At 73.0% G+C, this 23,627-nt stretch carries 17 protein-coding genes; 10 read left to right on the forward strand and 7 right to left on the reverse strand.

Features of this window, described 5'->3' with window-relative positions:
* Window positions 1-30: 30 nt before the first annotated feature.
* Window positions 31-1,227, forward strand: coding sequence for a CopD family protein (locus ACFUK0_RS06820; protein WP_380246999.1), 1,197 nt, complete (start codon window positions 31-33; stop codon window positions 1,225-1,227).
* A 277-nt stretch (window positions 1,228-1,504) separates the two neighbouring features.
* On the opposite strand, the gene ACFUK0_RS06825 is transcribed toward ACFUK0_RS06820, so the two are convergent.
* The 3 genes from ACFUK0_RS06825 to ACFUK0_RS06835 form a co-directional block, all read right to left on the reverse strand.
* Window positions 1,505-2,230 carry an HAD family hydrolase gene (locus ACFUK0_RS06825; protein ID WP_380247000.1) on the reverse strand — a complete coding sequence of 242 codons (726 nt, stop codon included), beginning with the start codon at window positions 2,228-2,230 and terminating at the stop codon, window positions 1,505-1,507.
* Window positions 2,231-2,336: 106 nt separating this feature from the next.
* On the reverse strand, window positions 2,337-3,284 hold the full coding sequence (locus ACFUK0_RS06830; RefSeq protein WP_380247001.1) for an aldo/keto reductase: 948 nt from the start codon (window positions 3,282-3,284) through the stop codon (window positions 2,337-2,339).
* A 3-nt stretch (window positions 3,285-3,287) separates the two neighbouring features.
* On the reverse strand, window positions 3,288-4,616 hold the full coding sequence (locus ACFUK0_RS06835; protein ID WP_380247002.1) for an ATP-grasp domain-containing protein: 1,329 nt from the start codon (window positions 4,614-4,616) through the stop codon (window positions 3,288-3,290).
* A 483-nt stretch (window positions 4,617-5,099) separates the two neighbouring features.
* On the opposite strand from ACFUK0_RS06835, the gene ACFUK0_RS06840 reads away from it, so the two are divergent.
* Window positions 5,100-5,975 (forward strand): 2-hydroxyacid dehydrogenase, encoded by an 876-nt coding sequence (locus tag ACFUK0_RS06840; RefSeq protein WP_380247003.1) that lies wholly within the window; start codon window positions 5,100-5,102, stop codon window positions 5,973-5,975.
* A 50-nt stretch (window positions 5,976-6,025) separates the two neighbouring features.
* Here the strand turns inward: ACFUK0_RS06840 and ACFUK0_RS06845 are convergent, their stop codons facing one another.
* The 4 genes from ACFUK0_RS06845 to ACFUK0_RS06860 all read right to left on the reverse strand — a co-directional run bounded on the left by ACFUK0_RS06845 (window position 6,026) and on the right by ACFUK0_RS06860 (window position 11,796).
* Window positions 6,026-6,589 (reverse strand): hypothetical protein, encoded by a 564-nt coding sequence (locus ACFUK0_RS06845; RefSeq protein ID WP_380247004.1) that lies wholly within the window; start codon window positions 6,587-6,589, stop codon window positions 6,026-6,028.
* A 75-nt stretch (window positions 6,590-6,664) separates the two neighbouring features.
* Window positions 6,665-7,945: an MFS transporter gene (locus ACFUK0_RS06850; RefSeq protein WP_380247005.1), complete on the reverse strand. Its 1,281-nt coding sequence runs from the start codon at window positions 7,943-7,945 to the stop codon at window positions 6,665-6,667.
* A gap of 106 nt (window positions 7,946-8,051) precedes the next feature.
* Window positions 8,052-8,585 carry a chloramphenicol phosphotransferase CPT gene (gene cpt, locus ACFUK0_RS06855; protein WP_380247006.1) on the reverse strand — a complete coding sequence of 178 codons (534 nt, stop codon included), beginning with the start codon at window positions 8,583-8,585 and terminating at the stop codon, window positions 8,052-8,054.
* An 82-nt stretch (window positions 8,586-8,667) separates the two neighbouring features.
* Entirely contained in the window at window positions 8,668-11,796 is a 3,129-nt protein-coding gene (locus ACFUK0_RS06860; RefSeq protein WP_380247007.1) for an amino acid adenylation domain-containing protein, read from the reverse strand.
* Window positions 11,797-12,716: 920 nt separating this feature from the next.
* Here ACFUK0_RS06860 and ACFUK0_RS06865 point away from each other — a divergent pair.
* The 8 genes from ACFUK0_RS06865 to cysK all read left to right on the forward strand — a co-directional run bounded on the left by ACFUK0_RS06865 (window position 12,717) and on the right by cysK (window position 23,618).
* Window positions 12,717-13,748 carry a TauD/TfdA family dioxygenase gene (locus ACFUK0_RS06865; RefSeq protein ID WP_380247008.1) on the forward strand — a complete coding sequence of 344 codons (1,032 nt, stop codon included), beginning with the start codon at window positions 12,717-12,719 and terminating at the stop codon, window positions 13,746-13,748.
* Window positions 13,745-14,962, forward strand: a complete 1,218-nt coding sequence (locus ACFUK0_RS06870; protein ID WP_380247009.1) for an argininosuccinate synthase domain-containing protein — start codon at window positions 13,745-13,747, stop codon at window positions 14,960-14,962. Before ACFUK0_RS06865 ends, ACFUK0_RS06870 begins: the two co-directional genes overlap by 4 nt.
* Entirely contained in the window at window positions 14,959-15,654 is a 696-nt protein-coding gene (locus tag ACFUK0_RS06875) for a cyclase family protein (protein ID WP_380247010.1), read from the forward strand. The genes ACFUK0_RS06870 and ACFUK0_RS06875 overlap by 4 nt, the downstream gene beginning before the upstream one ends.
* A gap of 48 nt (window positions 15,655-15,702) precedes the next feature.
* Window positions 15,703-16,728, forward strand: a complete 1,026-nt coding sequence (gene gntD, locus ACFUK0_RS06880; RefSeq protein ID WP_380247011.1) for a guanitoxin biosynthesis L-enduracididine beta-hydroxylase GntD — start codon at window positions 15,703-15,705, stop codon at window positions 16,726-16,728.
* Between the two features lie 69 nt (window positions 16,729-16,797).
* Entirely contained in the window at window positions 16,798-19,632 is a 2,835-nt protein-coding gene (locus ACFUK0_RS06885) for an AMP-binding protein (protein WP_380247012.1), read from the forward strand.
* 1 nt (window position 19,633) lies between these two features.
* Window positions 19,634-21,244, forward strand: a complete 1,611-nt coding sequence (locus tag ACFUK0_RS06890; RefSeq protein ID WP_380247013.1) for an MBL fold metallo-hydrolase — start codon at window positions 19,634-19,636, stop codon at window positions 21,242-21,244.
* Complete coding sequence (locus ACFUK0_RS06895) at window positions 21,241-22,578, forward strand: acetyl-CoA carboxylase biotin carboxylase subunit family protein (protein WP_380247014.1); 1,338 nt, start codon at window positions 21,241-21,243, stop codon at window positions 22,576-22,578. The genes ACFUK0_RS06890 and ACFUK0_RS06895 overlap by 4 nt, the downstream gene beginning before the upstream one ends.
* A 53-nt stretch (window positions 22,579-22,631) precedes the next feature.
* Window positions 22,632-23,618 (forward strand): cysteine synthase A, encoded by a 987-nt coding sequence (gene cysK, locus ACFUK0_RS06900; protein ID WP_380247015.1) that lies wholly within the window; start codon window positions 22,632-22,634, stop codon window positions 23,616-23,618.
* Window positions 23,619-23,627: the final 9 nt, after the last annotated feature.

The raw sequence follows: 23,627 nt of genomic DNA on the forward strand, positions 1-23,627 counted from the left end.
TCGCCTTCGATACCCCCTGCCCTGACGTCCTTGGCGGCGGCAGCACCCTCCACGCCGCTCGGGCCCTTCGTCGACAGCGCCGTCACCTGGACCACCTGGGTCACCCTCATGGGCCTGGTCGGCCTGATCGCCCTCGCGCTGGTGTCCGCCGGCCCGGCCGCCGTGCGCACCGCGCCGAGCGCGCTTCCCGTGGTGACCACCCGGCTCGCCGTGGCCGCCGCGGTCCTCGGACTCCTCGCGGTGCCGGCCGTGCTCACCGACCTCGCGCACGGCGCCTCGGACAGTGACGGCTACGACTACTCGGCGGCGTGGGCGTCCCTCTTCGACGGCAGCAACGCCGGCCGGCTGTCCGGCCTGGAGGTCACCCTCCCGCTGGTCGCCGCCGTTCTGCTCGCCCCGTTGGCGGTCCGCTCCGTCGCGGCGGGCCGGGCGCGCAAGTGGCTGCTCGGCGCCGGCCTGGCCGCAAGCTCCGTCGCGCTCGGTGCGACCAAGTTCCCCACCAAGGCGCCCGCGAACTGGGGCCGCACCAGCTTCGACACCCTGATGTGGATGCTGCACCTGCTCGGCGGCGGCGTCTGGTTCGGCGGCCTGGCAGGCCTGTTGCTGCTCGCGGCCCCCGGCGCCGTCCCCGGGGCCGAACGGCGCGCGTTCTGGTCGGCGGCCATCCGCCGCTTCTCCCTCGCCGCCATGAGCTGCGTCGCGGCCATCACCCTGTCCGGCCTGTTCCTGTACTGGGAGCACGTCGACGGACCGACGCAGCTGTTCACCACCATGTACGGGCGCGTGCTCGGCGTGAAGATCCTGATCTTCGGCGGCCTGCTGCTGCTCGGCACGTTCAACCAGTTCTGGCTGCACCCCCGGATCGACGCGCTGCGCGACGAGGGTGACCAGCGTCCGCTGGTCACCGTGCTGCTGCGCCGGTTCCCGCTCGTGGTCGCCGTCGAGGTCGTGCTCGCGCTCGCGCTGCTCTTCGTGGCCCCGTTCCTGCACGGCTCCGCCCGCAACCAGGCCTTCCAGGCGCAGGCCGCCGAGCAGTCCGCCACCCCGATCCCGGCGAAGAAGCTGCCGAAGCTCGCCGCCAAGCAGGCCGAGGCCTCCACCTGGATCTGGGGTACGGCCGAGACGGTCGCCGTGGTCGTCCTGATGGGCGCCGGCTACCGGCTCTCCGGCCGGCTCGCCCGCCGCCGCCCGGCCGCCGTCACGACGGCGGCGCCCCTGCCGGCCTGAGCCCACGACGCCGGCCCCGGAGAGTGCTCTCCGGGGCCGGCCGGCCGACGGCCACCAGGGGTGGTGGTGTCAGGACTGGGGCCGACGGCCGTGGTTGGCCGCGTGCTTACGACGTGCCTTCTTCTTACGGCGTCGCTTGGAAGACATGACCGCTCCTTCGTCCGGGTGCTCGCTCCGCTCGGTACCAGGGCCCTCTCGCCATGGTCCACCTCCGGGGCGGGAAGCGAAAACCGGGACGCGGGACGGTCGCTTTCCGCAGCCGGCCGGGGTCGCACCGTCATGTGTCGGCCGGGGCGGTGGTGACCGCAGGTGCCCGGACGGGCCCCGGGGGATGCCCGCCCCGTTCGGTCCGCCCGGCCGCCCGCCCCCGCAGCATGACCGGGAACGCTTCGGCGACGCACCGCACCGTCGCGTCCGGAACCGGGCCCCCCGTCGCCGTCGCCGCACCGCCGGACACCCAGATCGTCGACATGCCCACGGCTGCGGCACCCGCGACGTCGTACTCCAGCGAGTCGCCGATCATCCACCCGCCGTCGAGCCGGGAGCCGGCCCGGTGCGCGACGAGCCGGAAGATCTCCGGGGCCGGCTTGCGGACCGCCTCGTCGTCGGCGAAGCACAGGACGTCGAAGAGGTCGTGCAGGCCGTCGCGCAGCTTCGGCCGTTGCTGGATCTCCGTGCCGTTGGTCAGCAGCGCCGTCCGCCACCCCTGCTCGCGCAGCGACCGCAGGTTCTCCAGTACGCCGTCGAACACCCGGACCAGGAGCGGCATCCCCTCCGCGAAGACCTCCCGGAGCTCGTCCGCCGACTCCGGGAACCCGAAGTGGTCGACGATGGCGCGGAACGACTCCTCGGGCGGTACCGGCCGGGTCTGCTCCGCCCGCAGGAACTCCAGCCCGTCCGGTCCCAGGCCCCGCCGCTGCGCCAGTTCGACGAACCAGCGGTCGATGGCACCGGTGCTGTCCACCAGGGTGTCGTCGAGATCGAAGATGGCGAACTTCCGCACGGGCGACCACGCATTCTCGCGGCGGCGACGGCGTCCGCGGGGGACGGTGCCGCCAGGGGACGACGGGGACAGGGCAGGGATCACGGGGACGGGGAGGGGCCGACGGTCACTCACGGGCGCCCAGTGGCGGGGGGAGGGCGTCGAGCTCGCCGAGTTCCGCCGCGGACAGGGTGAGTGCGGCGGCCGCGACGTTCTGTTCCAGGTAGCGCGCGGTCTTGGTGCCCGGGATGGGCACCACGTGCTCGCCCTGGGCCAGCAGCCAGGCCAGCGCGACCTGGGCCGAGGTGGCGCCGTGGCGTTCGCCGATCGAGCGGACGGTGCCGACCAGCCGCGCGTTCGCGGCCAGGGACTCCGTGGTGAAGCGCGGCATGTCGGCGCGGAAGTCGTCCTCGCCGAGATCGGACGGCGAGGAGTAGCGCCCGCTCAACAGGCCGCTGCCGAGCGGGGAGTGGCACAGGAAGGCGATCCCGTGCTCCCGGCAGAACGGGACCACGTCCCCCTGGAACTCCCGCGTGAAGAGGGAGAACTCCGACTGCACGGCGGTCACCGGGTGGATCCGCCCGGCCCGGCGCAGCTCGTCGAGCGACATCTCGGACAGCCCGATGCCGCGCGCCTTCCCCTCGGCCACCAGCTCCGCCAGCGCGCCCCAGCTCTCCTCGACCGGCACCTGCGGGTCGACGCGGTGGAGGAAGTAGAGGTCCACGTGGTCGGTGCGCAGGCGCCGCAGGCTGGCCTCCAGCGCGGAACGGAGGTACTCGGGCCGGCCGTTCAGGGTGAACTCCCGGCCGTCGTAACGGACTCCGCCCTTGGTCGACAGCACGGCCCGGTCCCGTCGCCCGGCCAGGGCGCGGCCGACCAGTTCCTCGTTGCTGAACGGTCCGTACACGTCCGCCGTGTCGATGAGGTTCGACCCGAGATCGAGCGCCCGGTGCAGCACGGCCAGGGACGAACCGTCGTCCCGGTGCCGGGGATCGTAGGCGAAGGACATGCCCATCGTGCCCAGGCCGATCCGGCCGACGACCGGCCCCCCGTGACCCAGCACCGTGGTACGCACGAATCAGTCCCCTTCCGGGAAGTCGGTCGGTCGGTGTCGCCCGGGCAGCGCACGGGCGCGTAGTTCGACCAGTCGTTCGGGTTTCTCGAGATCGGTCAGGACCTGCTCCCGGTCCTCGCCCGCGGCGATCACGTGGCCGTAGCGGGTCAGGAACTCGGCGGGCGGGCGGGCGAGCCGGTCGCCGGGCGCGGCGGTGACGCCCGTCCCGTGGACGGTCGGGCCGAAGCGGTCCTCGTGCACGACGACCTCGACGGTCTCGCAGTCCTCCTCGGGCAGCAGGAACCGGATGCCGGCCGCCCCGCGGAACCTCGGAGCCGTCGCGGGTGCCCGGCCGGCCGCGACGTCCGCGGCGGCGAGGGCGGGGTCGACGCCGGTGGCCAGCAGGCCGAGGTAGGGGATGAGGTCCCCGCCCAGCCGGGCGTTCACCTCCACCAGGCGCGGCCCGTCGGGCGTGAGCCGGAACTCGGAGTGGGTCGCGCCGTGGACGAAGCCCAGGGTGCGGTGGATCTGCCGGAGCTGGCCCAGGAGTTCCTCGTCGGCGAGCAGCGGGTCGTTCGCGTCCACGTCGTGCCCGGTCTCCTCGAAGTACGGTTCGAGGCCGAGCCGTTTGCGGGCCAGGACGGTCGGCGTGACCTCCCCGTCGCGGATGACCGCGTCGATGCTGATCTCCGGTCCGGTCAGGAACTCCTCGACCAGCACGTTCGCCGGGTGGCGCGGCAGGTTCGGGAACTCCGCGCCGTCCGCGGCGGAGAAGGCCTCGGTGACGTCCTCGGGGCGGTCGGCGCGCACCACGCCGAAACTGCCCGCCAGGGCGCGCGCCTTGACGACGACCGGGTAGCCGATCCGCTCGGCCGCGGCGCGGGCCTGCTCGGCGGTGCTGACGGGGAACGAGGCCGGCTGGGGCACCCCGGCGGCGGTGAGCGCGGCGCGGGTGGCCGCCTTGTCGCGGCACGCCTCGATGGTCTCCGGCGGGCTGCCGGGCAGGCCGAGGCGCTCGGCGAGCCGCGCGCAGAGGACGACCTGCGTCTCGTCGTAGGTGAAGACGCCCGCGACCGGCAGGGAGCCGACGACGTGCAGTGCCGCCCGGTGCACCGCCGTCGCGTCCCGGGTGTCGACCCTGGTGGCGCCCGCACAGTACGCGAGCTGCCAGGTCGCCTCGGACGCGTCGAGCAGCCACAGCCGGTAGCGCTGCGCGAGGGCGGCCAGGATGTACTCGCGATAGGGCCGGTACCCGCTGCCGACGAGGAGGAGGACCGGCGCGTCCTCCGGCGCGGCGGCGGTGCGGAGTACCCGGTCGTGGACTGCCTGCTCGTGGACTGCCTGCTCGCTCATGGGGTTCCTTAGCCGTTCACCTGAGGCCGCGCACGCGGGGCCGAGAGAAATTCGTCCACGATGTGGAAAGGCGGGGGGAGTGGTACGAAGGCGCGGAACTTCCGAATGGAGAAGGCTTCTCGGAAATCCCGCAAGAGCCCGGCAGGATGCCAACCGATCGTCATTCTCACCGGCTCGCCGGGAGATGTCAACGGAATCCGGGCCGAGCGCCCGACGGGTGCTGTCAGGTGTGCCGACATGTCCGTTCTAAACTCCAACTACCCTGTCTGTAAGCCGTGTTGGCCGAAAGTGTCAGGCAATGGTGCAGTGCGGCTCGGGGCGATAATGTGCCGCCATGGAACTTCACGCGGAGAACTACCGGCGGATCCGGACGATCCCTGTCGTCCGCGACATCGAGCAGTGCCGGCCCAGCGGCACTGCGGTACGGAAGGAATCGGACTCGTGATCACGGTTTGGCTGCCCGAGAAGGAATCGGAATCACTCATGGGCGGACTCCCGGAGGGATTCCGCGCCGATGTGTGGACCGGCGGCCCCGACTTCCCGGAGTCGGCGGACACGGTGGAGGTCATCGTCCCGCCTTTCGACGTCGCCGACGAGGAACTGGCCCGGCTCGCCGGACTGCCCCGGCTGAAGCTGGTGCAGCTGGAGTCCGTGGGCGTGGGGTGGATCAGTCCCTTCGTGCCGGAGGGGGTCACCCTGTGCAACGCACGGGGTGCGTACGACGGGGCAGTCGCCGAGTGGGTGGTCGGTGTCGTGCTGGCCCACCTGCGGCAACTGCCGAGGTTCGAGCAGGCCAGGCGCGAAGGACGGTGGGACTACGCCCGGACCGACACCCTGGAGGGCAAGTCCGTGCTGATCGTCGGGCACGGTTCGATCGGCTCGGCGCTGGCCCGGATGCTGGCCGGGTTCGACGTGCAGGTCGTCGGGGTGGCCCGCCGCGCCCGGCCGGGCGTGCACGGCGTCGACGAGCTGCCCGAACTGCTCCCCGAGGCGGACATCGTGGTGCTGCTGCTGCCGCTGACCCCCGCCACCTCCGGCCTGGTGGACGCCGCGTTCCTGGGCCGGATGCGCGACGGCGCCCTGCTCGTGAACGCCGGCCGCGGCGGCCTCGTGGACACCGGGGCACTGATCGAGGAGCTGCGCGACGGCCGCCTGTACGCGGCGCTCGACGTGACCGAGCCGGAGCCGCTGCCCGCCGGCCACCCGCTCTGGTCCGCCCCCGGACTGCTGCTGACACCGCATGTCGCGGGGTCGAACGGCACGCCCGCCGTCCGGGCCATGGCTCTCGCCAGGGCCCAGCTGGAGCGCTACGCGACCGGCGCGGACCTGGCCAACGTGATCGGCGCGGAGGGCTACTGACGGGCCGTGGGTGCCCGCTGCCCGGGCCGGGGCACCGGGCACCCACGGAGTCAGAGCCAGCCCGAGCGGACCAGCGCCTGCAGCTGCCCCTCGGCGGGAGCCGGCGGGTCCCCCTCCGGCGGGTTGCCGAGCTCACCCGCCCGGACCCGGTCGAGCAGCCTGCGGGTCGCGTCCACGATCTCGGGTGCGGCCCGGCGGAGTTCCGCCGCGTCGAGCGGACCGGCGGTGCCGGGGGCGACACCGCCCGCGCTCAGCAGTCCGTCCAGATCGGCCAGCCGGTCGCCGAGCCACCCCAGCGGGTCGGCGGAGAGCTCGCGGACGAACACCCGCTCACCCGGGTCCCAGCCGGTGAACACCGGGTGGTGGTGCGTGCGGTCGAAGCTGCCCGGCTTCCCGTCGACCGACTCCAGGAAGTCGGCACGCCAGAACGGCCGGTCCACCGCGACCGGGTAGGCCGCGTAGACGGAGTCCACCAGCGTGCCCTGTTCGACCGCCCGCAGCTCCAGGCGGACCCCGTGCTCGGGGCTCTCCTGCCCCTTGATCGGTTCGGGGTCGACGAAGTACAGATCCCCCACCACGACGCCCACCCTGTCGAAGGCAAACACGTACAGCATCCGCATTCCTCTCGCGTCATCATCCGACCCCGCGGGGCGAGCCGCCCGGCAGGGTCCCGCGTACCTGTGTCCGGCCTAGGCCGGTGAGCGCTCCGGGCCGTCCCGGGCCGCGGTCGCCGCGGGTGCCCTGCGCAGGCCGAACCACAGCAGGACCGCCACCGCCGAGGTCAGCAACGCCGGGGAGAAGCGCAGCAGGTGGTCGGGCAGCGAGACCGACCAGCCCAGCAGGAGGGACGACAACGCCGCCCCGCCCAGGATGAAGGCGCGCATCACCGCGTTGACCCGCCCCGCGAGTTCCTCCGGGATCGCGCGGAAGCGGTACTCGTTGGTGGTGACGTTCATCCCGCCCTCGCCCGCCATCAGGACGAAGAACCCGAGGACCACCACGGCCGGCCACGGGGCCAGCAGCACCGCGCAGGAGGCCGCGCAGACGGTGAACCAGAGGCCGATGCGGCGTTCCCGGGGCGCGGCGGTCCAGATCCGGCCGCCCAGCCACGCACCGAGCGCGCTGCCCCCGGCCCCCGCCGCGAGCACCGTGCCCGCCCAGCCGCTGGACCAGCCCCAGGTGCGGCTCGCGAGGACCAGGACGACGGTCGGCACCGCGCCCGCACCGAGGTTGTAGACCGAGAGCACCAGGGTGAGCCGCGGGACGCCGCGGATCCGCCGGAAGCTGCGCAGGCCCTCGCGCTGCTGGTGCAGGAAGCCGCGTTCGAGGGACGGTTTCGCGCCGCGCGGCAGGGCCAGCGCGACCAGCGCGGTGACCAGGAAGGTCGCCGCGTCGATCCACAGCGCCCAGTAGCCGCCGACGGCCGCCAGCACCCCGCCGGCGATCGCCGGTCCGGCGCAGCGGGCCAGCTGCGTGGTCGCCCCGTACCTGCTGTACGCCTCGGTCATCCGGTCGGCCGGCGCGAGGGCCGGCAGCAGGCCGAAGTCGCTGGTCAGGTTGGACGCCACGGTGGCGCACCCGGCCACGAGCAGGACCACCAGGACGAGCCCGACCTGGTGCGCCATCAGCAGCAGTGGCGTCAGCGCGACCAGCGCGCCCTGCACGAGCTCCGCGACGATGAAGACCCGGCGCCGCTCGTAGCCGTCGATCAGCGTGCCCACCAGCGGCGACGCGACGAAGGGCAGGTACTGCACGCCGAGGCTCAGGGTGGCCAGGACGGGTGAGCCCGTGCCGGCCAGGATCGTCCACGGCATCGCGAGCTGCAGGAAGGTGTCGCCGAGTTCGGACACCGACGCGGCGGAGGTCAGCAGCCAGAACCTGCGCCAGGACGTCTCCCGCGCGGGCGGCGGGTCCGGCGCCGCCGCCGTGCCCCGGGCCGCCCCGGCCTTCTCGGGCCCCGTGGTGCTCATTCGCTCTCTCCGTTCGTCACCGCCCGGCGCGGTCGCGCATCGGGGGTTCGTGCGGGCCCCGCCGCGTGGGTGGGTGCGCCCGCCCACGGACGCACCCACCGGCAGGTCAGCGCACGTGCTCGGCGATCGCGCGGGCGCAGTGCAGGGACTCGCTGTGGGTGGTGTCGACCTCGACGTCGTAGACGACGCCCTTGTGCACGGTCTCGGCCTGCCCGGCCGCCATCCCGGGCACCCGGTCGCCCCGGGCCGTCTCGCGGGCCGCGGCGGTCTCCGGATCGCAGTGCACCCCCACCCAGAGCACCTCCAGGCCGTCGAGGTGGGCGCGCAGGCGCTCCTGGTCGGTCCGGCCGCCCAGGAAGACGTCGTCGATGATGATCCGGGCGCCCGCCCGGGCCATCGCGGCCACGCCCGTGGTCCAGGCGGTCTCGATCTCGCGCCAGCCCTCGCCGAGGATGACCTCGCCCTGCTGCCCGAACGCGACGCCGGAGCCCGAGTCGGTCAACGACGGGGGCAGCCGGTCGATCAGGTCGTCCACGCCGAGGTTGATCCAGGGCAGCGGCAGGATCACCTTGAGGCAGCGGGAGATCCCGGACTTCCCGGAGCTGGATCCACCGTTCAACACAATCACTTGAGTACTCACGTGACGAACTCGCCTTTCAGGGTTGTGCGTTTCATCGTCGGACGGGCCGGCCCGCTCGGCGGCGCCGGGCGGCGGCCATGGGTCACAGTGCCAGGCTCTGCCCGGGGGCGTCCGTCAACTCACCCAGGATCGCCAGGTATTCGGTGAGAAGCCGGTCCGCGGTCGGCTGTTCCAGGACATCGGTGCTGTACGGGAGCACCACCAGCAGTTCGTCCGCGACCTCGTTGACCTCGATCGTCAGGTCGGCCTTGGCGGTTCCGTTGTCCACCAGCCATGGCACGGCCCTGGTCCCGGTGAGCCGGGCGTGCGGGCGCAGCGGCCCTTGGTAGGCCAGCACCACCTGGACCAGGGGCTGGCCGGAGGCACCGGCCCTGGCGCCGAGGGCCCGCACCACGTCGTTGAACGCGACGTGCTGGTGCTCCAGCGCCTCCTGGACCTGGCCGTCGAGGGCCGCCAGCAGCCGCAGCGGGACGAGGTCGCCGTCGAGGGTCACCCGGACGGCCACGGTGTTGGTGAAGAAGCCGACGACCTCCTCGGACCCCTGGTTCGGACGCCCGGAGATGGGCGACCCGATGAGCACGTCACGCTGCCCGGTGTGCCGGGACACCAGGGCGGCCAGCGCGAGCAGGCAGACGGCGTACGGTGTGCTGCCCGAACGGCCGGCCAACTCCTCCACGGCCCGGCGCAGTTCCGGGCCGGTGCGCCGGCTCGGCCGGGCGCCGAGGTAGCTGAACGCGGGTGGCCGGGGCAGGTCGGCGGGTAGCCGGAGTTCGGTCGGCGCGCCGGTGAGCAGCTCGCGCCAGTGGCGCAGCCCCGCGGTGAGCGCGGGGTGCCCGGCGGTGGCGCGCTGCCAGAGCGCGTGGTCGCGCGGCCGCAGCGCCGTGTCCGGCAGCGGGGGAGGGGCGCCGCCCTCCCGGCGGGCGGCGTAGCAGCGGGCCAGGTCCTGGTCCAGCACGTCCTGGGAGAGGCCGTCGGCCACGGTGTGGTGGGTGACGAGCACCAGCACCCGTTCGTCGGGCGCCGTGCTGTACAGGACGGCCCTGAGCAGGGGAGCCCGGTCCAGGTCGAAGGGCTCGGCCCCCCGGGCCGCGGCGCGCCGGGCCGCCTCCGCGAGCGGGTCGGCCGACCCGGTGAGGTCCTCCTCGACGAGTTCGACGCGGACCTGCGGCGCGATGTCGACCCGCAGGTCGGCGCCGTCCAGGTGCAGGCTGCTGCGGAAGGCCTCGTGACGGTCGGTCAGGTCCTGGACGGCCTGCCGGAGGGCGGGCAGGTCGAGCGGGCCGCTCAGATGGAGGGCCGACGTCTCGTTGTAGGCGACGGAGGCGGCCGGTCTCAACCGGGCCTGCGTCCACACCCGCCGCTGGTGCAGCGAGGCGGGGTGGGAGGGCCCGGCGTCCGTCCGGGTGAGCGGGGGGAGCGCCGGCCGCGGCGAAGCGTCGGCGGACAGCAGGGCGGCGGTGCCGGCCAGCGTGCGCGTACCCAGCACCTCGCGCACGGTCAGGGCGACGCCGAGCTGCTCACGGATCCGGTGCTGCACGCGGATCGCCTGCAGCGAGGTGCCGCCCAGGGCGCGGAACCCGTCGTCCCGGCCCACCGGGGCGACGGACAGCACGTCCTCCCAGATCCGGGCGAGTTCCGTCTCGGCCCCGGCTGCCGGCGCCGTGAACCCGGCGCGGGCCCCGGCCCCCGGCAGGGGGCGGGTGCGCAGCGCGGCCAGGTCCACCTTGCCGTGCTGGTTGAGCGGGAGGCTGTCCAGCCGGACGACGAACGACGGGACCATGAGCGGCGGCAGCTCCCGGGCGAGCCGCGCGGGGAGTTCCTCCTCGATCCCCGGAGGGCCGACCACGAAGGCGACGAGCCGGGCGTCCGGTCCGTCCCCCTGGACGACCACCGCGCACGACCGCAGGCCGGGGTGGGCGGCCAGCACCGCCTCGACCTCGCCGCGTTCCACCCGGTGCCCGCGGACGTTCAACTGGCCGTCCACCCGGCCGAGGAAGTCCAGGTTGCCGTCGGGCAGCAGCCGCACCCGGTCACCGGTGCGGTAGAGCCGGGCGCCGGGGCGGTCGCTGAACGGATCGGGCGGGAACTGCCGCTCCGTCAGTTCCGGCAGCCCCCAGTAGCCGCGGGCCAGTCCGCGGCCGCCGACGTAGAGTTCGCCGGGTTGTCCCTCCGGTACCGGCCGCATCCGCTCGTCGAGGACGTGCAGCTCCCGGCCCGGCAGCGCCCGGCCGATCGGGGGTGCCTCGCCGGGGCGCCGCTCGTCCGAGGCGCTGGCCGCGACGGTCACCTCGGTGGGGCCGTAGAGGTTGACCAGCCGCCGGCCGCTGCCCCAGCGTTCGGCCGCCTGCGGCTGGCAGCGTTCGCCGATGTAGGCCAGGGTGTGCAGGTCGGGCAGGGGCGGTTCCTCCGCCAGTTCGGCGAGCAGGGCCGGTGGCAGCATCGCCCCGGTGACCCGCGCCTCGTGCAGGAACTTCACCAGGTCGGGCCCGGCGGTCTCGACCGTGGCGGGCGGGACGACGACGGTGCCGCCCGCGGCGAGTACCGCGTAGATGTCGAGCGCCTGGGTCTCCCAGGTCAGCGGGTAGAACTGCAGGAAGCGGGTGCCGGGGCCGAGCCGCAGGTAGGGGGCGATCATTCCCATGAACCAGGAGACGGACCCGTGTTCCGCCATGACGCCCTTCGGGCGGCCGGTGGTGCCCGAGGTGTAGGTGAGGAAGGCGAGGCGCCCCGGGTCGCCGGGGGGTAAGTCCGCGGCATCGTTGGGTAACTCGGTCTCGGCGCCGACGGGTTCGGGTCCGCGCGGGTCGTGCGGTACGGGCAGGCGGGCCAGGTCCTCGGCGGTCAGCAGCGGCGGGCCGCCCGAGGGCACGGCGGAGCGCGTCGCCCGGCTGGCCACCGCGAGCCGGGGGCGGACGTCGTCGAGGATCCAGCGCAGCCGGGCCTCGGGGTGCGCCGGATCCAGGGCCACGTAACTGCCGCCGGCCTTCAGGATGCCCAGCAGGACCACCACCATGGCGACGGAGCGCTCCAGGCACACCGCGACGACGGCGCCCGGTTCCACGCCCTGGGCGCGCAGCCGCCGCGCCGCGGCGTCGGACCGGTGCTCCAGCTCGGCGAAGTCGAGGTGGTCGGTGCCGTCCTCGACGGCGGGGAGGCCGGGATTCGCCCTGGCCCGTTCGGTTATCAGGCCGTGAATGGTTCGGCGGCTCATTTGCGAGATTCCACGGTTGGTTCTTTCCTCTGCAATGTGCGCGGACTGCACCACGGATCGCGAGACATCGGGCGCATCGGAAGAAATGACGAAAGGACGCATGACCGGCCCGTAACGGCGGAATCAGTCGGAACCGGACACGGCCGGCAGGAGGCGAAGGACCACGGTGGTGAATAGTCCACGGCGCTGCGGCAGGTGCACGCACGGTGTGGGCGGCCGAAGGCCTGCGCCACGCACCTTCACGCGCCGGCGGGGGTCACACCGACACGGGACAGGGAATAACCGGACAGGATCGGGCGGCAACGGACAGTCCGGGTGAATTCGTTCCGGCCTTCACAGAACATCCTCCGTTCGATGCCATTGATAGCCCTGTCCACTGCCTACCGGACGGAGTGTAGATTGGGCCCGTGCGGGTGGCAAGCATTGGCCGGTGGCATGGTCGCCCGGCCTGGCCGGGTGAGGAAGTCCCTTGCGCCGTCGCTGGATTGTCTGCTTTGATGTTGAACATCGGGAGCAGGCCCTTGACGCTTGGGAGTCATTGTGCACGGCAGTTGTCGAGCTTGACTCGGATTGTGCCGTTCGCACTCGCGCTGTCGCGCACCCCGGTATCCCAGTAACGCCGCCGCCTCGTCGGGCCGGCGGTCGGTTCCGGCCATCCTGAGCTGCGGAAACCCGTTCACGTCGTCCCGGGGAGAGAGCCGTCCGGATTCGGTGCACGCCGCCGGATTCCCGTCGGCCGCCGCCCGCCGGCCCGGCCGTCCCGAATTCGGACGGCCGCCCCTCGGACGCAGTTGTGGAGCCAAAGGAGGAGCCTGGTGAATCAGGTACGAGAACTGCCGTTACCTCAGGACACATTACCGTTACCTCAGGACACATTAGGGGAAGGCGACCCGGGCGGGGGTATCGGGTCCCTCCGCGCCGTGACGGTCACCCTGACGGACGCGGAAAGGGCCGCGGCCCACGAGGAATTCGCCGCGAGCGCCCGGGCGGTGAAGTCCCGGGAACTGGACGACGAGGAGCTGCTCACCGCAGCCGAACTCGCCGGGAACATCCTGCCGAACCGGGTGTTGCAGGCCCTGCGCCAGTTCCGCCGGCACGGGAACGAGGCGGGGGTCGTTCTCCTGCGGAACATGCCGACCGACATCGCCATTCCGGGCACTCCGGTCGACGGCTTCCTGCCGCACTGGGACGGGCTCCCGGTGGTGACCTTCGCCCAGCTCGCGGTCGCCTCGGTCGTGGGCGATGTCATCGCCTACGCCGACGAGAAGGCGGGGCGGATCGTGCAGGACGTCGTCCCGGTCGAGGGCGCCGAGGGGCGGCAGGAGAATTCGGGAACGGTGTATCTCGAACTCCACACCGAGGACGGATTCCACCCGTACAAACCGGACTTCATCACGCTGGTGTGCCTGCGCCCCGACATCGAGGGCCGGGCCCGCACCGTCGTCGGGGCAGCGGCCCAGGCCCTCCCGCTGCTCTCGGAGCGGACCACGGCGCTGCTGCGCGAACCGCTCTTCCGCCTCCGGGTGAGCAGCTCGTTCGGGGACGGCAGCACCGAACTCCGGACCGACCCGCTGCCGGTGCTGTCGGGTGCGGCCACCGCCCCGGAACTGCTCGCCGACTTCCACGCCATGGAGCCCCTGAACGACGAGGCCCGGACGGCACTGGACGCGCTGAAGTCGGCGTTCCTCGCCACGCTGCGGGGCGCCGTCCTGGACGTCGGCGACATCCTGGTCGTCGACAACCGCGCCGCCATCCACGGACGTTCGCCGTTCGCCGCCCGCTTCGACGGGACGGACCGGTGGCTCAGACGCTGTTTCGCCGTCCTGGACATCCGCCGCTCGCGGGCCGCCCGCGCCCCGGGCTCGCGGGTCTGCGCACCGCTGGCGACCATCGGGCTCTCCGCCGCTCCGGCCGGCTTCACCCCCACGACCCGAATCGAGGACCAGCCGTGACCCGGTTCATCACCAGTCTGGAGGAGCTCGCCGAGCACCCGCCGCGCCATCTGATCCTGCTCTACTCCGGTGGGGTGGACGGCACCTACCTGCTGCAGAAGCTGCAGGAACTGGGCACCACCGTGACGGCGTTGAACGTCCGGATCGGGGACCGGGAGCCCTCGGCCGCGGCCGCCGCGCAGGCCCGCCTGTTCGGTGCGCGGTTCGTCGAGGTGGACGTGACGGACCGGTTCTTCGCCGAGTTCGCCCCCGCGGCCGTGCACGCGGACGCCCTGTACCAGGACCAGTTCCCGGTCGGGTCCACGCTCACCCGGCCGCTGATGGCGCAGACCGCGGTGCGGGTGGCCCGCGAGCACGGCGGTGACGTGATCGGCCACACCGCCACCTACATGCAGAACAGCGCGATCCGGCTCAGCGGGTCCGTCGCCGCGCTCGACCCGGGGATCGGCGTCGCCGCGCCGTTCCTGGGGTCCGACCTGCCGAGGGAGGTGAAGCTCGCCGCCCTGCGGGGCGTCGGCATCTCGTTCCCCGAGGGCATCCACAGCATCGACGCCAATCCCTGGGCCCGCGTCATCGAGTGCGGGTCACTGGAGAGTCCGGAGAACCTCCTGGACGAGAGCGTGTTCCGCTGGACCCGCAGCGTGGACGAGGCGCCCGACGAGCCGGTGGAGATCGTCCTCACCTTCGAGGCCGGCCTGCCGGTCGCCCTCGACGGCGAGCCCGTCGCCTTCGGCGACCTGGTGGACCGGTTGAACACGCTCGCCGGGGAGCACGGGGTCGGCCGGTCCTCGGGCCTGGAGGACACACCGTTCGGCGTGAAGAACCACGAGGTCCGCGAGGCCCCCGCCGCCACCGTCGTCATCAAGGCGCACCAGGTCCTGGCCAACGCGGTGTACACGGCCCCGGAGCACGCCGTGCGCGCCGGCATCGCCCGGGAGTGGACCGGCACGGTGGTCCAGGGCGGGTGGTTCAGCCTGCTCGGGGAGAGCCTGGCGAAGTGCCTGGCCGACCTGGACCGGCCGCTCGGCGGAACGGTGCGGCTGCGGCTGCACAAGGGGACGGTCACCGTGCTCAGCGTCTCCGCGCCGAACGGGCTCTACTACACGCGGCTCGGCAAGGGCTTCCACGAGTCGATGCACGCGTACTCCTACACACCGTGGTTGACACTGACCACCCTGCCCAGCCGACTGCGGCGGTTCGGAGACCCGGAATGAGCGACGGCAAGAGGGACTTGGTCGACCTTTCGCACGTGGTGCGGGAGGGCATGACCACCTACCCCGGGCTGCCCGGGCCGGTGATCGAGGACCACCTGTCGCGGGCGGACTCCCGCGGGAGGTACGCCCCGGGGACGGAGTTCCAGATCGGGCGCATCACCCTGGTGGCGAACACCGGGACGTACGTCGACGTCCCGTTCCACCGTTTCGACGGCGGGGCCGACCTCTCCGAGGTGCCGCTGGCGCGGTTCGTCGACCTGGAGGGCCTGGGGCTCTCCGTCCCCGCCGGGAGCCCGAGGGGCATCGGCCCGGAGGCCTTCGAGGGGTTCGAGGTCACCGACCGCGCCGTGCTCGTGCACACCGGATGGGACCGGCACTGGGGCAGCCCGTCGTACGGCGGGGCCGACCACCCGTTCCTGACCGCGGAGGCCGTCGACTGGCTGGTGGCGCGCCGCCCCGCGGTGGTGGGCATCGACTCGGTCAACATCGACGACCTCGCCGACCTGACGCGGCCCGCGCACACCGGCCTGCTCGCCGCCGGCATCCCCGTGGTCGAGCACCTGAGCGGGCTCGGCCAGGTGACCGGCCGCCGGTTCAGGTTCCACGCCGCCCCGCTCGCCGTCGCCGGCATGGGCACCTTCTCGGTGCGGGCGTACGCACTCGTCGACGCCCCCGTCGACGGACAGGGCTGAGGTGCCGACCGCGAGCGCAGGAATTCCCCTTCTACGGAGGTCGTGGACATGGAGAAGTACCACCTGGACGCCCAGGCCAACAACGAGATCGACGACCTCGTACGGGAGTTGACCCGCGAGGTGGCGAGCGTCCACGACGCGGACTTCCACCGGAAGGCCGCCGTGGCCGCGCACGAGCTTCCCCGGGAGCTCCGGGAGACGCTCGTCGAGTTCCGGCTGACCGAGCCGTCGGGGGCCTTCCTGCTGTCCGGCATCCGGGTCGGCGACGACCTGGGCCCCACCCCCGCGCACTGGTACCCGCCGGAGGGGGAGGTGTCGGCCGCGCTCCGGGAGGAGGTCGTCTTCGCCCTGTGCGCGCAGCTCCTCGGCGACCCCTTCGGCTACGCGACCCTGCACGGCGGGCTGCTGATGCACAACATCGTGCCCATCAAGGGCCACGAGAAGGAGCAGATCTCCTCCGGGTCGGCGGAACTGCTGGAGTGGCACACCGAGGAGGCCTTCCACGCCCACCGCGCGGACTACACCGCGCTGATGTGCCTGCGCAATCCCCACGAAGGCCCCACCACGTACGCCGAGATCGCCGATCTCCGGATCGACGAGGCGGACCGGGAGATCCTCCGGCAGCCGCTGTTCGCCACCCGGCCGAGCGGCTCGCACTCCGCCGAGCGCAACGCCCATGACGGCAACCCGCCGGGCGGGCAGCACGACCGCGCGCGGAAGGCCTTCGACGGCATCGAGCAGATCCACCGCGAACCGGTGGTCCAGAGCGTGCTGTCCGGTGACGAGGCCGAGCCCTACCTGTGCCTGGACCCCGACTGCATGACGCCCCTCAACGAGGAGGCCGCCGGAGCCCTGGAACGGCTGTGCGGCGAGGTCAACCGCACGATCCGGGACGTCCCCCTGGCGCCCGGCGACATCCTGTTCCTCGACAACAGCAAGGCGATCCACGGCCGGAAGGCCTTCCGGGCCGACTTCGACGGCGGCGACCGCTGGCTCAAGCGCATGAACATCACCCGTGACCTGCGCCGCTCGCGCTCCCGCCGGCTCTCGGCCAACGGTCGGATCATCTACTAGCCCCGGTCCGGCGCCGGCCCACTGACACCTCCGGTGCACACGTTCGGCAAGTCGAAAGAGGGTTTCTTCGTGAAAGTGCCTGCCTTCGTCACCCAACTCCTCGGGCGGCGCGGCGACCTGGTGGCGCTGGAGTCGGGAACGCAGAGCTGGTCGTATGCGGAACTCGACGAGGCCACCCGGGAGCGCGCGGCGCAACTGCGCCGGATCTGCCCGGACGGCGGCCGGGTCGTCCTGGTGGGGGAGCACACCGCCGAGGCCGTGATCTGGGCGCTGGCGGTGCTCCGCTCGGGGCTCGTCCACACCCCGCTCAACCCCAACCTGCCGGTGGAGCGCCTCCGGGAGGCGATCCGCGTCGCGGCCCCCCGCCTCGTCCTCTGCTGCACTGCGGACTCGCTCGGAGCACTCCGGGCGGCCGGCCGGGAGGACGGCCTCGCGGTCCGCGTGCTGGGCGCCGAGGAGATCGCGTCCGCTGCCGCGGCGGCTGGCGGCGCCACCGGCGGCACGCCCTCCTCGGAGGTGGCGTACTCGATCTTCACCTCGGGCTCCACCGGCCTGCCCAAGCTCGTGAACGTGGGCCATGCCGGTGTCGAGAACCTGTGCCGGGACCAGAGCCGCCTGTTCGGGGTGAAGCCCGGCAGCCGGGTGCTCCAGTTCTCCTCCCTGTCCTTCGACGCCTCCATCGCCGAGATCCTGGTGGCCCTGTACGCGGGCGCGCGACTGGTGGTGCCGCCCCGTGAGAACGGCTCCTGGCTCAGCGCGGTCGGCCGGTACCTGCGGGACCACGGCTGCGACGTCATCACGCTGCCGCCGTCCGTCTACGCCCGGCTGGACGACGAGGCGCGCAAGGCGATCGGCACGGTCGTCTTCGCCGGGGAGGCGCTGTACGAGGGGGAGTTCCGCGCCGCATCCCGCTACAGCCGGGTGCTGAACGCCTACGGCCCCACCGAGGGCACCGTGTGCTTCAGCGTCGCGGAACTCTCCCGCTTCTCCGCCTCGGTCGGCCGCCCGATCGAGGGCTGGACGGCCCGGGTGTACGACACCGACACCGCACCGGGCGGCTACGCGGCCTCGGGGCGGGGCGAACTCGTCCTCGTCGGTCCGGGGGTGGCACTCGGCTACGAGGGGTCGTCCGCAGCGTCCCCCGACGGCGCGGGCCCGTTCACCACCGTCGACGGTGCACCGGCCTACCACACCGGTGACGAGGTCGAACTCCGGGACGGCGAGGTGTTCTACCTGGGCAGACTCGACGAACAGGTCAAGCGGCTCGGCCACCGGATCGGCCTGGGCGAACTGGCCGGCCGGATCGCCGGGCTGCTGGACACCTCGGCCGTGCTCCTGGAGGACGGCACCTCGCTGGTACTCGCGCACACCGCCACCGCCGAGCACGAGGGCGGACCGAAGGCGTACCTGCGCCGGCAGCTGCCGCCCTGGGAGGTGCCGGACGTCCTGTTCGCCCTCCCCGAACTGCCGCTCACGGACAACGGCAAGACGGACCGGGCGGCCGTGCTGGCCCTCGTACGGCAGGCGGCGGAGCGCGCGTCGGCCGGTGCCGACGGGCCGACCCCGGGCGCGGGAGCGGACCCCGACGACCTGGCCGTCGTCCACGCCGTCGTGGCCGGCGTCCTGGGCACCGCGATCGAGCCCGCCACCTCGGTCTTCGACGCGGGCGGGGACTCGCTCGCGCTCGTGCGGATCCAGGTCGAGCTGAGCAGGATCTACGGCAAGGACACCGTCCAGGCCGTCTTCGACCTGCTCAACTACGACTTCAGCGTCGCCGACTTCATCACCGGCCTGCGCGGCCGGTCCGGGGCCGCCGGCGGCACGGGGCCGGCCGCGCCGCCGGCGCACGACCCCGTCCCGGGCGTGTTCGCCGCCGTCGCCGCGGAGCTGGCCGGACTCCCGGCGGAGCTCGACGCCCTGCGCCCGGCCCCCGCGGGCGACGGCGAGCAGCCCCGGGGCGTCACCCTCACCGGTGCGGGCGGCTTCATCGGCGGCCACGTCCTGGACCGCCTCCTGGGCGCGGGGCGCCACCTCACCGTCCTCACCACCAGCGACCCGGCGGAGCTGGTGTCCCGGCACCGTGCCCGCTTCGGGCGCGCCGCCGCCGACTACGCCGACGTCGAGTTCCTCGGCTACGGGGACGCCGACCTGCTCGCCCGGGACGCCGCCGGCGGGGCCGGCCGGCGCTGGGGCCCGGTGGTGCACTGCGGCTTCGAGGTCAACCACCTGCTGCCGCTGGAGCGTCAGCTGAACGGGAGCATCGCCTCCACCCGCACCCTGCTGCGCGCGGCCGCCGCGCTGGACTCGCCACGGTTCGTGTTCCTGTCCGCCGCCTCCGTCGGCGCCCGGTTCCTGCCGTTCACCGAGGACGCGCTGGCCGCCGTCGGGGACCCGTACTCGCAGGCGAAGTTCGTCGCCGAGGGGTATCTCGGGGCGCTCGGGGGCGAACGCTGCACGGTCGACCTGGTACGCGCCGGCCTGGTCTACGGGCACACCGGCGGCGACCACGCCTTCCTGGAACGGGACGTGTTCGCCCAGCTGCTGCGACTGTCGCTGCGCCACGGCGTGCTTCCCCGGCTGGAGGGCCTGGTGCCGGTCTGCCACGTCGCCGACGTGGTGACGGCGCTGCTGACGGCGGCCGGCTCGCAGGGCGCGGCCGAGACCTCCGTGCTGGTGCAGCGCACCTACGGCGTCGAGGAGCTGCGCGCCGAGCTGGGCCTCGCGCCGGACCGGGTGGTCGGCCCGCAGGAGTGGCTGGCGACCGTCACGGAGGCGGGCGGCGCGGACCTGCCCCTGCTGGCGGCGCTCCGCCAGTGGCTCGGCCCGGCGGGCTGGAGCGAAGAGGTCCGCAGCACGGACCGGCCGATCGTCCGGGAACTCCGGCAGAACCACCTTGGGAGCTGACATGGCCTTACCGCCGCTGGTGTCCTTGAAGCGCAACGTCATCGCGGAGCCCGCCGTGGCCGGGTGGTACGCCTGGTCCTACCTGCTGCCCCCGTTCACCCTCGCGAAGTACCTCAAGGGCCACTACCGGAACATCGTCGAGTCCTACCTGGAGGAGCCCGAGGCCCATCGCACGGCGCTCGAACAGGCCCGCTTCCAGGGCGGCCCCTTCGTGCACGGTCGCGAGGGCTCCTACGAGCGGATCCGCGACTGGTACGAGTCGGTCTCCGGGCAGTACGCCCGGCTCTACGAACTCGCGGACGCCATCGACGAGTTGGAGCAGAAGATCCTGCCGGGTCTGGACGGCGCCTCGATGGAGCCGGTGTACCGCGAGCTGCCCGAGCCGCTCGCAGGGCGGGTGGAGCTGTTCTACAACCGGGACAACCGCACCCCCGACTACCGTTTCATCGAGCCGCTGTTCTACGCGTCCCCGTACTTCGATCCGGGGCTGCAGCAGGTCCGGTTCTCCACCATCGAGCAGGACGCCAGGGAGTTCGCCCTCACGACACCGGTCCTGGAGTACACCCCCGAGCAGGTGCTGGTGACCGTTCCGCTGGCCTCGCCGCTGCTCGACCGGGTGTTCGCCGGCGGGCTCAGCCCCCAGGAACTGGACGGGCTCACCGCGGACCTCGGCCTCGCCGGGGAGCGCGCGGAGACCTTCAAGGGCTTCTTCGAGGAGACGCCGGAACCGGCGGCCGCCGCCCCGCAGGACGCGCCGGACACCGTCGAGTACGTCGGCCACGCCTGCGTGTTCGTGCGCCACCGCGGCACCACCTTCCTGGTCGACCCGGTGGTCAGCTACAGCGGGTACTCGCACGAGAGCGACGGGCGGTTCACCCTCGACGACCTGCCCGAGCGGATCGACCACGTGCTGATCACCCACAATCACCAGGACCACATGCTCCTGGAGACACTGCTCAGGATCCGGCACCGGGTGGGCCGGGTCGTCGTCGCGAAGTCCGCCGGCGCCAGCCTCGTCGACCCGGGCCTCACCCGGATCCTCGGCGCGCTCGGGTTCCGGGACGTCGTGGAACTCGACGACCTGGACACCCTGGAGACCCCCGGCGGCACCATCACCGCCCTGCCCTTCCTCGGCGAGCACGGCGACATCCGGATCCGCACCAAGTGCGGCTGGCTGCTCGACCTGGACGGCACCCGCATCCTGTTCGCCGCGGACTCCACCAACATCTCCCCCCAGCTGTACGCGCAGGTCACCGCGACCGTGGGCCAGGTGGACACGGTGTTCATCGGGATGGAGAGCGTGGGGGCCCCGGTCAGCTGGCTCTACGGGCCGCTCTTCCCGGAGCGGCTGGAGCGCAGGCTCGACGCGGGCCGCCGCCTCAAGGGCAGCAACTTCGAGCAGGCGGCGGCGATCGTCGACACGCTCCGGGCCCGCACGGTCTACGTGTACGCGATGGGGCAGGAACCCTGGCTGGGCGCGGTGATGTGCGTCGAGTACGACGAGAAGCACCCGGCCATGATCGACAGCGACAGGCTGGTGGCCTACGTGCGGGAGCGCGGAGGCACGTCCAAGCGGCTGTTCCTCCAGGAGTCGATCGCGGTCCGCCCGTGAGCCCCGGCCCCGGTCCGGCCGCCCCGGCGCGCACCGGGCAGCACATCGTCCACGTCGGCTTCCACGCCTCCGACGCGCACGCGGTCGACTTCGACGCCGACCTCGTGACCGCCGTCATGCCGCGTGCGAGCGCCGCCCGGCTGCCCGGGGAACTCGCCGCCCGTTTCGCCCGGATCGCGCTGCTCGACCTCCCGGACACCGACGACCTGGACACCTACGACCACGCCTTCGAGCGCATCCGCGAGCTCGTCGACGCGCTGGCCGCCGAATTCGGACCGCCGGCCGCGGTCGTCGGGATGTACGAGCACACCACGCTGCCGGCCGCGCGGCTGCGCGAGCACCTCGGGATCCGCGGTACGACCGTGCGCACGGCGCTGCTGTGCCGGGACAAGGTGCCGATGAAGGAGGCGGTGGCCGCCGCCGGCGTGCCCGTACCGCGCTTCCTGCCCGTCGGCCCCCGGACGGGGCAGGCCGAACTGGCGGACTTCGCGGCCCGGACCGAGGGCCGGATCGTGCTCAAACCGCGCAGCCAGGCCGCCAGCAGGGGCGTGCGCGTCCTCGACGACGCCGCCGCCCTGCTGGAGCTCGCAGCCGCGGGCGCGCTGGAGGCGGGCTACCAGGCCGAGGAGTTCGTCGCGGGCTCCATCCACCACATCGACGCCGTCGTCCGGGACGGCGCCATGCGCTGGTTCTGCGCCTCGCGCTACCTCGACAGCTGCTTCGACTTCCAGTACGGGGACGCACCGCTGGCCGCCGTCACCGCGGACGACCCGGCCCTGGTGTCTCGCATCCGCGCCTTCACCGCGTCGGTGCTGGAGCCCCTGGGGCTGCGGGACAGCGTGATCCACCTCGAACTGTTCCACACCCCCGACGACGAGCTGGTCTTCCTGGAGATCGGCAACCGCTTCGGCGGCGCCGGCGTCCCCTGGCACCAGCGCACCGCCTTCGGCGTCGACCTGGTCCGGGAGGCGGTGCTCGCCTGCCTGGGCAGGCCCTCGGAGCTGCGTACCCCCACCACCATGCTCGACCACCCGGACTCCTCCGGCTGGCTGTACGTACCGCTGGCCGTGAAGGAGCCCCAGGTGGTCACCCGGGTCACCGGGCTCGGTGAACTCCCCGGTTCGATCCTGGACAGCAGCACCCCCGCCGTCGGCGACGTACTGCGGGCCGGCGAGGACGTCTGGCCCAACGCCGGCCGGTTCCTGGTCGGCGGCCGGAGCTCGGCCGAGGTCGAGCAGGCCATGACGCAGATCATCGCCACCTACGCCGTCACCACCGCTCCCGTGGCCGCCGCCCCACTCCCGGCGACCGCACCCGCCACCCGACCGAACTGACGGGCCCGCCGTTCGACCCGCGCCCGTGTCCGCCTACGAAGGGCAACTCCGTCATGCCGCTCCTTGACAGCATCCTCGACACCATCGGCCGCACACCCATCGTCAGGCTGAACCGCATCGCGCCCGAACACGTCACGATCTACGCGAAGGTCGAGTCCTTCAACCCCAGCGGCTCCGTGAAGGACCGCCTCGCGATCTCGGTCGTCCTCGACGCCGAGGCGCGGGGAGAGCTCAAACCCGGTGACACGATCGTGGAGTGCACCTCGGGCAACGTCGGCGTCGCGCTGGCGATGGTCGCGGCGGCCCGTGGCTACCGGTTCGTGGCGGTCATGGGCGACGACTTCTCGGTGGAGCGGCGCAAGCTCATCCGGGCGTACGGCGGCAAGGTCATCCTCTTCCCCGCCGTCGCCGAGGGCAGCGCCGGCGGCCGGGCCAGGGCGGACGAACTGGCCGAGAAGTACGGCTGGTTCCGCTCCCACCAGTTCGACAACCCCGCCAACCCGGCCTACCACCGGGAGACCACGGCCTCCGAGATCCTCGGCGACTTCGCCGGGAAGCGGCTGGACTACTTCGTCTCGGGGTTCGGCACCAGCGGGACCCTCACGGGCGTCGGCCAGATGCTCAAGCGCGCCCGGCCCCAGGTCCGCGTCGTGGCCTTCGAGCCGGACCGGGCCGCCGTGCTGGCCGGCCAGGAGTGGAAGCACCACCAGATCCAGGGGCTGGCCCCCAACTTCGTGCCCGGCGTGCTCGACCGGAGCGTGATCGACGAACTGCTCACCGTGGACGAGGTGGTGGCCCGCGACACGGCACGCCGGCTCGCGGCCGAGGAGGGGATCTTCACCGGGATCTCGGCCGGAGCCACCATGGCGACGGCCCTGCGCGTCGCGGAGACCGCCCCCGAGGGCTCGGTCCTGCTCGCCATGCTGCCGGACACCGGCGAACGCTACCTGTCCACCTTCCTGTTCGACGGAATGAACGAGGGGTCGGACGACGAATGGCTCGCCTCGCTGGACGAGGGCCACGGCGACGCCCGAACCTGAGGGGGAGCA

Source organism: Kitasatospora sp. NPDC057223 (genome assembly GCF_042669755.1).
In the GTDB taxonomy this organism is placed as follows: domain Bacteria; phylum Actinomycetota; class Actinomycetes; order Streptomycetales; family Streptomycetaceae; genus Kitasatospora.